This is a genomic window from Thermococcus sp., assembly GCF_026991495.1.
In the GTDB taxonomy this organism is placed as follows: Archaea; Methanobacteriota_B; Thermococci; order Thermococcales; family Thermococcaceae; genus Thermococcus.
In genome coordinates, this window is sequence record NZ_JALXBJ010000006.1 from 1 (window position 1) to 8,630 (window position 8,630).

General features: G+C 54.7%; 6 protein-coding genes and 1 CRISPR repeat array. Of the genes, 1 reads left to right on the plus strand and 5 read right to left on the minus strand.

What is annotated here, in order from left to right:
• Nucleotides 1-8: 8 nt before the first annotated feature.
• Nucleotides 9-1,978: a CRISPR direct-repeat array (repeat unit 30 nt; unit sequence GTTGCAATAAGACTCTGAGAGAATTGAAAC).
• A 151-nt stretch (nt 1,979-2,129) separates the two neighbouring features.
• A complete protein-coding gene (locus MVB78_RS00480) occupies nt 2,130-3,299 on the plus strand; it encodes a pyridoxal phosphate-dependent aminotransferase (RefSeq protein WP_297486650.1) in 1,170 nt (389 codons plus the stop codon).
• Here the strand turns inward: MVB78_RS00480 and MVB78_RS00485 are convergent, their stop codons facing one another.
• The 5 genes from MVB78_RS00485 to MVB78_RS00505 form a co-directional block, all read right to left on the minus strand.
• A complete protein-coding gene (locus tag MVB78_RS00485; protein ID WP_297486635.1) occupies nt 3,300-5,042 on the minus strand; it encodes a radical SAM protein in 1,743 nt (580 codons plus the stop codon).
• Between the two features lie 37 nt (nt 5,043-5,079).
• Nucleotides 5,080-6,006, minus strand: coding sequence for a sodium:calcium antiporter (locus MVB78_RS00490; protein ID WP_297486637.1), 927 nt, complete (start codon nt 6,004-6,006; stop codon nt 5,080-5,082).
• Nucleotides 6,006-6,497, minus strand: a complete 492-nt coding sequence (locus MVB78_RS00495) for a TIGR00288 family NYN domain-containing protein (protein WP_297486638.1) — start codon at nt 6,495-6,497, stop codon at nt 6,006-6,008. The genes MVB78_RS00490 and MVB78_RS00495 overlap by 1 nt, the downstream gene beginning before the upstream one ends.
• Nucleotides 6,494-6,997 carry a TIGR00288 family NYN domain-containing protein gene (locus MVB78_RS00500; protein ID WP_297486641.1) on the minus strand — a complete coding sequence of 168 codons (504 nt, stop codon included), beginning with the start codon at nt 6,995-6,997 and terminating at the stop codon, nt 6,494-6,496. The genes MVB78_RS00495 and MVB78_RS00500 overlap by 4 nt, the downstream gene beginning before the upstream one ends.
• 69 nt (nt 6,998-7,066) lie before the next feature.
• A partial coding sequence (locus tag MVB78_RS00505) for a GNAT family N-acetyltransferase (protein WP_297486646.1) occupies nt 7,067-8,630 on the minus strand: 1,564 nt, incomplete at its 5' end.

Here is an 8,630-nt window from a genome sequence, read left to right on the forward strand (position 1 = left end):
CTATATGTGTTGCAATAAGACTCTGAGAGAATTGAAACGAACTTCAATCGGGAAGTTCTGAAGGTTGAAGCCGTGTTGCAATAAGACTCTGAGAGAATTGAAACGCGGAACTTCTCGATGGTTCTGTTGGCCTCGCGGAAGGGTTGCAATAAGACTCTGAGAGAATTGAAACCATGCTCGGCTTGATTGAGCTCCCGTACTCAATGCTCGTTGCAATAAGACTCTGAGAGAATTGAAACTTCGACTGATGAAGCCTGGAAAGCGGACGAGGAAAGGTTGCAATAAGACTCTGAGAGAATTGAAACGGAAAGAGATTAGCGAGAGAACTAAGAAGGACTACCTGTTGCAATAAGACTCTGAGAGAATTGAAACGCTAATAACTCGTGGTGGTCTGTTATCCTTTTAGACGGGTTGCAATAAGACTCTGAGAGAATTGAAACTCCTTCTAATAATAGCACGTTCTACGGGTCTGGTTTTGTTGCAATAAGACTCTGAGAGAATTGAAACTGCTCTGGGCTGGTGGAAGTAGAATCTCAAGGATTGGGGTTGCAATAAGACTCTGAGAGAATTGAAACCATCACCACCACAGCCATAAACCTCACAGTCAAACTAGTTGCAATAAGACTCTGAGAGAATTGAAACGAACAGAAAGCGAAAAGACTAAAAAGCGGAGAATAAAGTTGCAATAAGACTCTGAGAGAATTGAAACATTCCCCCACAACCTCACCATCACAATCAACCAGAGTTGCAATAAGACTCTGAGAGAATTGAAACGGGTTGGCTCGTCTTCGGATTGGCAATAATCGGGCTCGGTTGCAATAAGACTCTGAGAGAATTGAAACACCTCAGAGCCCTTATTTACGTCATCACACGCATCAGTTGCAATAAGACTCTGAGAGAATTGAAACTTCAAGAAGACTGCGACGTTCTACTACTCGATAAAGAGTTGCAATAAGACTCTGAGAGAATTGAAACGGTCGAAGGCTGTCGTTTCGTATATGCGCCGAATCACGTTGCAATAAGACTCTGAGAGAATTGAAACTTGCTGAAATAGACGAAATTAGACGGTATCAGACTCATGTTGCAATAAGACTCTGAGAGAATTGAAACCCCTTTTCTCTTTCCCCACCCTAATAAGCCTTTTGCAGTTGCAATAAGACTCTGAGAGAATTGAAACCGCTCTGGGACTACCTCTATTACCTCCAAAAACACCCAGTTGCAATAAGACTCTGAGAGAATTGAAACTGGAGTGCGGCGTGGATATTCAGCCTCGTGGGCTTTGGTTGCAATAAGACTCTGAGAGAATTGAAACGCGGAACTTCTCGATGGTTCTGTTGGCCTCGCGGAAGGGTTGCAATAAGACTCTGAGAGAATTGAAACCATGCTCGGCTTGATTGAGCTCCCGTACTCAATGCTCGTTGCAATAAGACTCTGAGAGAATTGAAACTTGACCAACACGCGCACCTCAACGTCGTGGCCTTCCGGTTGCAATAAGACTCTGAGAGAATTGAAACGGAGATACGCGGCATTGACCCCGAGGAGGTTGTAGCGTTGCAATAAGACTCTGAGAGAATTGAAACCAACGCCAGGCATATTGAAAGTCATGAACATGAAAGGTTGCAATAAGACTCTGAGAGAATTGAAACTTGACTGCCTCGACAGGCGTTGCCTCGTTGAGGAAGTTGCAATAAGACTCTGAGAGAATTGAAACATAAACGAGCACACCTCGAGGTACATCGGAACATTCTAGTTGCAATAAGACTCTGAGAGAATTGAAACCTCAGCTACTTCATGCTGCGCATGATCGCGGATTACGTTGCAATAAGACTCTGAGAGAATTGAAACAAAGCGTTCCCCGTGAAGAGAATAGTCTTCCGGCCAGGTTGCAATAAGACTCTGAGAGAATTGAAACGTCTTTTGCCTTGATTTCTTCTTTGTCCCAGCCTGTGTTGCAATAAGACTCTGAGAGAATTGAAACTCGTATCAGTCATTCTGGCGGAATCTCCTCACTTCTTATCTCCAGCCATCCTGCTCTTCTGGGCTTTAATGCCTGTTTCTGCGCTTCAACGTCCATTTTTTCGCTGAGGTAACGTTATAAACATCGGCGAGAAGCTTCCCCGGTGGTGTTAATGGCGCTGAGCGACAGGATTGAACTCGTCAACCCCTCTGAGATAAGGAGGCTCTTCGACCTCGCCGCCGGTATGGAGAACGTCATCTCACTCGGAATAGGCGAGCCGGACTTCGTCACGCCCTCTCACATAAGGGAGTACGCAAAGGAGGCCTTGGACAGGGGGATGACCCATTACGGTCCGAACGCGGGCCTGCCAATGCTCAGGAAAGCCGTGGCGGAGAAGCTGAGGGAGCAGAACGGCATCGAAGTTGACCCGATGAGCGAGGTCATGATACTCGTCGGGGCCAACCAGGCCTTCCTCATGGGGCTGGCAACGTTCCTGAAGGATGGGGAGGAAGTTCTCATACCGTCCCCGATGTTCGTCAGCTACGCTCCGGCCGTTGTTCTCGCCGGCGGAAAGCCGGTCGAGGTTCCAACCTACGAGGAGAACGACTTCAGGCTGAGCGTTGATGACCTGGAGAAGCACGTCACCGAGAAGACCCGCGCGCTCATCATAAACACGCCCAACAACCCGACTGGAGCGGTTCTCACGAAGAAAGACCTTGAGGAGATAGCCGGCTTCGCCGTGGAGCACGACCTGATGGTGCTCAGCGACGAGGTCTACGAGCACTTCGTTTACGATGGCGCTAGGAACCACAGCATAGCCTCCCTCGACGGAATGTTTGAGAGGGCCATAACGATAAACGGCTTCTCCAAGACCTTCGCGATGACCGGTTGGCGCCTCGGCTTCGTCGCGGCACCGGCGTGGGTAATAGAGAAGATGACCCGCTTCCAGATGTACAACGCCACCTGCCCGGTGACCTTCGTTCAGTACGCTGCTGCGAAAGCCCTCAGAGACCCGAGGAGCTGGGAGGCAGTTGAGTGGATGAGAAGGGAGTACGACAGGAGGAGGAAGCTCGTCTGGAAGCGCTTGAACGAGATGGGCCTGCCGACGGTTAAGCCAAAGGGGGCCTTCTACATCTTCCCGCGCATCAGGGACACAGGTTTGACAGACCACCAGTTCAGCGAGCTGATGCTCAACGAGGCCAGGGTGGCAGTTGTGCCGGGGAGCGCCTTTGGAAAAGCCGGCGAGGGCTACATAAGGATAAGCTACGCAACAGCCTACGAGAAGCTTGAGGAGGCGATGGACAGGATGGAGAAGGTTTTGGGGGAGAAGAAACTCATCTGATCAGAGCTCAATGAAGTCGCCGATTTTTCTCCCTTCCTCTCCGAGGAGGGCCAAAAACTCCTCCCGGCTCCTGAAAGGTCTCCTCGCGAGGATTCTCACGGCCTTCTTCTTTCCTATCCCGGGAATGTACTGGAGGACCTTGGGGCTCTCGCGGTTCACGTTTACCGGTATCGGGATCCCTGTTATGCTCCTGAAGCCGTGTCCAACTATGAGCACATCGTAAAAGCGGTTGAGGGGAACCTCCTTGGGGATCCCAACGATGAGGGGATAGCTCCCCATCTGCCTGCCGTAAGTGAGGTTGTTCTCGAAGATCTCGGCGCGGACGCCCCTGAGCACGGTTCCGACCGGGACGACTCGTTTGAGCATCGGCAGATCGATCTCGTGCCTGATCTTGTACTTGTAGTGCTGGATGAGCTTCCTGTGCTTCTCGGTCTTGACCCTGTCCCTCATGTGCCAAAGGGGAGTTCCCGGAAAGACCACCACCTGACGGATGTTTATCCTCCTCACCATCAGGCCGTCGTCGAGGAGCCCTTTTAAGAACCGAAACGTCAGCTCGTAGCTCCTCTTTGTCTCGCCGGGAAGGCCGAATATTACGTTTATCCCGGGCAGGAGCCAGGGCATGCCGTTGTAGCCCCTCTTTCCGCCGACCTCGTTAAGGATTTTCACGGCTTCGTAGGTTTCCTCGGCGGTTGCGTTCAGGTTGTTGAGCCTGGTAACTCTTGGATCGGCGCTCTCAAGCCCGAAGGCGACGACGTTGCCGGGGGTCCCGTATTCAATGAGGGCCTTAGCTATCCTGATGCTCTCCTCGGGATAGTTCGCTATGACCGCTGGATTCGCGTTGTCCGCGTGGAGGGTTTTGACATGGGGAGCAACCGACCGTATCCCGTGGAAGAGCCTCTCAAGGGCCTCTGGATTGGGAACCGGGACGCGACCGTCGGGCTTGGCCATGTATGAGAAGATGCAGCTCTGCCTGCCGACCCGGAAGTGCCTCACTCCCAGGTTGTAGAGGGCCTTGACCTCGGCAACTACATCCTCAACCGGCCTGTCTTCAACGGTTCTGTACCTGACGGGCTCGGTGCAGAAGGAGCAGCCACCTACCCCCATCGCCTTGGGACAGCCGCGCTGGGTCTCGATCTCGACTATGACGAAGTCCGGAAAGTCCGGGAACTGCCTCGCAACCTCGGCGCCCATGACCGCGTAGTCCCTGAGCTCGGCGTAGTTTCTGAAGCGGAAGGGGTTTGCGTCCTTTGGGTTGCTCAGGTAGTCGAAAAGAAAGGCCTCTAAGTCGCCGTAGACGACGTGGTCGAAAACCTCCTGTGCCAGCGAAAGCTCGCGGGAGCTTACCTTCGTCCCGCCCCCGTGGGCCGAGCCCATGAACGCGGGCCCGCCGAGGATCTTCACGGCCTTGTAGTCCTTTATGAATTTCGCTATCTCCTCCACCTGTGATGGGACGGCGGAGAGGTACTTTCCGGGGGTGTGGAGGCCGCCGATGTAGATTATTACCCCCGCTTTCTTCAAAATCTTCCGGGTGTTTGGAAAGTTGGGGGTCTTGTTTTTCGTTGCTATTCCCCTTTCGCCCCCGAAAGTTGCCCTGAGGTCATCTATCGTGAGGTAGAAGACTTCCGCGTCCTTTCGGGCCTTTTTTATTGCCCCGTAGGCGTACCTTGGGTAGATGCCGAGGTATGGGGGAACGCCGAGGCCCGCGGGCTCGTCGGTGTAGCCGTCCACGATGGCAACTATCATGGTCTTGGGGTTGAGGGGGCACCTTAAAAAAATAACGTCAGGAGAGGAACTGGATGTACAGGAAGACCGCGTACACCGCGAGGAATACCGCACCGGTCAGCCGACCAACGCTGCTGTTCCTCTTCAGAGAGACCGACAAGGCCAGCATCACAGTGAGTGTGAGGGGCATTGTAACGCGGAGGACGTCCCCGCCGACGTGGAGGGGCCTTATCAGAGCCGCTATCCCTATCACCATCAGGATGTCGAGGATGTCGGCTCCTATGATGTTGCCGACGCTTATGTTCGGGAGGTTCCTGAGGGTTGCCATTAGGGAGTTGGTCAGCTCGGGCAGGGATGTCCCTATTGAGACCAGGGTCAGGCCTATGACGACCTCCGGGATCCCAGCGGCCCTCGCTATCTCCACTGCGCTCCTTATGACCATCTCCGCACCTGCCACCACGAGGAGGCCGCTGCCGAACATTATTGCCGTGTCCCTCCATGGGTTTGGGCCGTTTTCGCCCTCCGGGCTCTCAAGGGACACCTGGTTTTTGTAGAGGTAGTAGAGGAAGGCCGCGTAAATTAGAGTTAGGCTGAGGCCGTCAAGCCGGCTTATGGTGCCGTCCATCATGAGGAGGGCGAGGTAACCGGTCACCCCGAGGAGGAAGAGGGAGTTCTTCAGGGCGATCCTGTCCACCCTGAGGGGTTTTATCATGGAGGAAACGCCGAGGATCAGGGCTATGTTTGCTAAGGCACTTCCCACACCGTTGCCGACTGCAATGCCGCTTTCACCGCGGTAGGCCGCGAGGGCGGAAACCGTCATCTCCGGGAGGGTAGTCGCTATGCTCGCCAAGACGAGGGCTATTATGAACTCGCTCACCCCGAAATCCCGGGCCGTCCTCGTGGCGGCCCCAATAAAGAGGTCGCTGCCCTTTATGAGGAAGACGATGCCGGCGGTGAAGATAACGGAGGTCACGATGATGTCCATTAGATCTCCCCCGCCTCCCTCGCGGACTCCATCTTTATAACGTAGTCGGCCGCGTTCTGAAGCGCCACCGAGAAGCCGGGCTCAACACCGATGACAACGGTCTCCTTTCCCCTCCTCTTTGCCTCTATGAGGATCGGAAGGAAGTCCGCGTCCCTGGAGGCGAGGGCGATTACGTCGACGTCAGCGCTGTATATCATCTCCATGGCCTCTATAGCCACCCTCACGTCGGTGTCTCCGGCGACGATGACAGGTTCAAGGCCCTGGTTCACGATGGCCTCGATGAGGCCCTGGGGGGCGTACTGGTTCAGAATAACCTTCGCTATCCTGACGTTCCCGATCCTGCTCAGCGCTTCCATTATGTCCTCGAGCTTTATGCCGAACTCCTTCCTTAGGATGTTGGGCCCGTCAACGATTAATCCTATCTTCTTTTCGGGCCTCTCCTCCTTCTCTTCCTTCTCCCTCTTCAGTATCCCGAGGAACCTCTCCCTCATTGAGCCTCACCGCCCATCGTGATCGTGTAGTCCGCGGCGTGCTTCAGGGCCACAGAGAAGCCGGGCTCAACGCCTATGACTATGGTCTCCTTCCCCTTCTCCTTCGCCTTGAGTATGACCGGCAGGAACTCGGCGTTCCTCGTCGCTATGGCTATGATGTCTATGTTCGGGTTGTAGATCTCCTTCATTGCCTCGACGGCCAGCTTGACACCCGTCTCGCCGGAAACGACTATCGGCTCAAAACCCTGGTTGGATACTGCCTCGATGAGGCCCTGGGGGGCGTACTGGTTCAGAATAACCTTCGCGACCCTTATGTCACCTATCTCCGAGAGGGCCTCCACGAGATCCTCGAGCTTTATGCCGAACTCCTTCCTTAGGATGTTGGGCCCGTCGATCAGTAGGGCTATCCTCTTTCCCCTCCGCACCTTTCTCTTCATCTGACCGATAATCCTCATGCCGCTTTTTGTTATCGAGATGATCTTCTCCCATTTTCCGGCCATCGCTGACACCGCTGGAATTTGACAGGTATTATTGGAGGGAAGGGGTTAAAAAATTACCTCAATCTCGGTTTAAAGCAATCTCTTGTAGTAGTACCACAGCCCCCTGATTACGTCCCTCAGCTCTATCATCGTAAATGTCCCGGTTCTCTCTATGAGCTTTGCAGTCTCCTCCCAGCTGTGCGCCTGGAGAACGCGGTAGATGAGGAGCCGTATCTGCCTCTCATCGAGGTAGGGCTTCATCCAGCCGTCGAGGAAGTAGAGCTTCGCTATCGGCTTGACCGCATCGAGGACGGTGTCGTAGGTGAGAACCTTGCCCGTGAAGGCGTCGAGCCTCTTCTTCTGTATCTCCGTCAGGTAGACGGGGTAGTCAACGGCTTCTCCAAAGGGAGTCTCGAAGAGCCAGCGCGCTATTCCAGGTTCGAGCTCGCGGTGCGTGTCGCCAAGCCACTCAGTAAACCTTATCCTGAACTCATCGTTGGCCCTCCTGATGAGCTTTCTCGCCCTCTCGCTTATCGGCTTGAGGACTATCGCGGTGAACTCCCCGCTGACCGGGTTCCTCGCAGGGCTGAGGTGAACTACAGCAAAGCCGTTCCTTATCCAGAAGCGGACGAGCTCTTCACTGGCCCCGAAGCCAGAGCCGATCCAGTCGAGGCCCCTCTCCCTCGCCTCCTTCTCAAGGAGCTCCAGCGCCTTGCTCCCGAGCCCCATGTCCATCGCGTCCGGATGCGTCGCTATCCTAACTATCCTGTAGCCTTTGAGCCTGGCGAACTCCTTGAGGATGTGGTGCTTGACCATCATGTCCGGGATTATGTTTCCCCTCGGCTTGTAACCCTTCGCCATCTTCTCTATGACGCCCTTGGGGATGCTCCCTTCCCTGGCTATCTGCACGGCCGTCACTATCTTGCCGTTCTTCAGCCGGAGCACGCGCGCCTCATGGTGGGGAGCGTCAGCCAGAAGCGCGACGTCGCTCGGTCTGTTGCGGTAGTGGGCTAAGATGTAGATCCCGACGAAGTGCCTCAGCTCTGGCCTGTCGTTCTCGAACCAGTCGTCCAGATCCGGCTTTTCTAAGTAGACTTCTTTTCTCTTTATCAGCTCGTAGTCCTCCTCGGTGAGCTCGACCGGCTCCGCGTCGAGGAGGAGGACGTCGAAGAGCCACCTCTCAATCGGGTCGCCAGGGGCGTAGCGGATCGGCTCGTTCATGTGGAGTTCCGTGAACTCGCGTTTTTCGCGGGCCTTCTTCAGGAACTTCACGGAAAAGCCCCTTCCCGCTCCTTCGTAGCCGTGCACAGTTGAGGAGTAGACGACGCGGGGTTTGCTCAGGTATTTGTGGAGGATGGGCACGTGGATCCCCGCAGCTTCGTCAATCACGTAGAGGTCGGCGCTCCCCTTGTAGCCCTCAGCCGGCGGGTAGTAGCAGAGAGACACGGCTTCGCTGCGGAGCTCCGTTATGAGCTCGCCCTCTCCAGCGGCCTCGGGATTTAAGCCGAGCCTTTCGAGAGCTTTTTTTGCAAAGCGGAAGAGCGACTGGACGTTCTCAGGCTCCGGAGCGGTTACGATTATGTTGGCCCCTCGCCCGAGGGCGAGGGCCAGGCCGACGGCCGCTATGCCAACGGAAACGCTCTTCCCCCTGCCC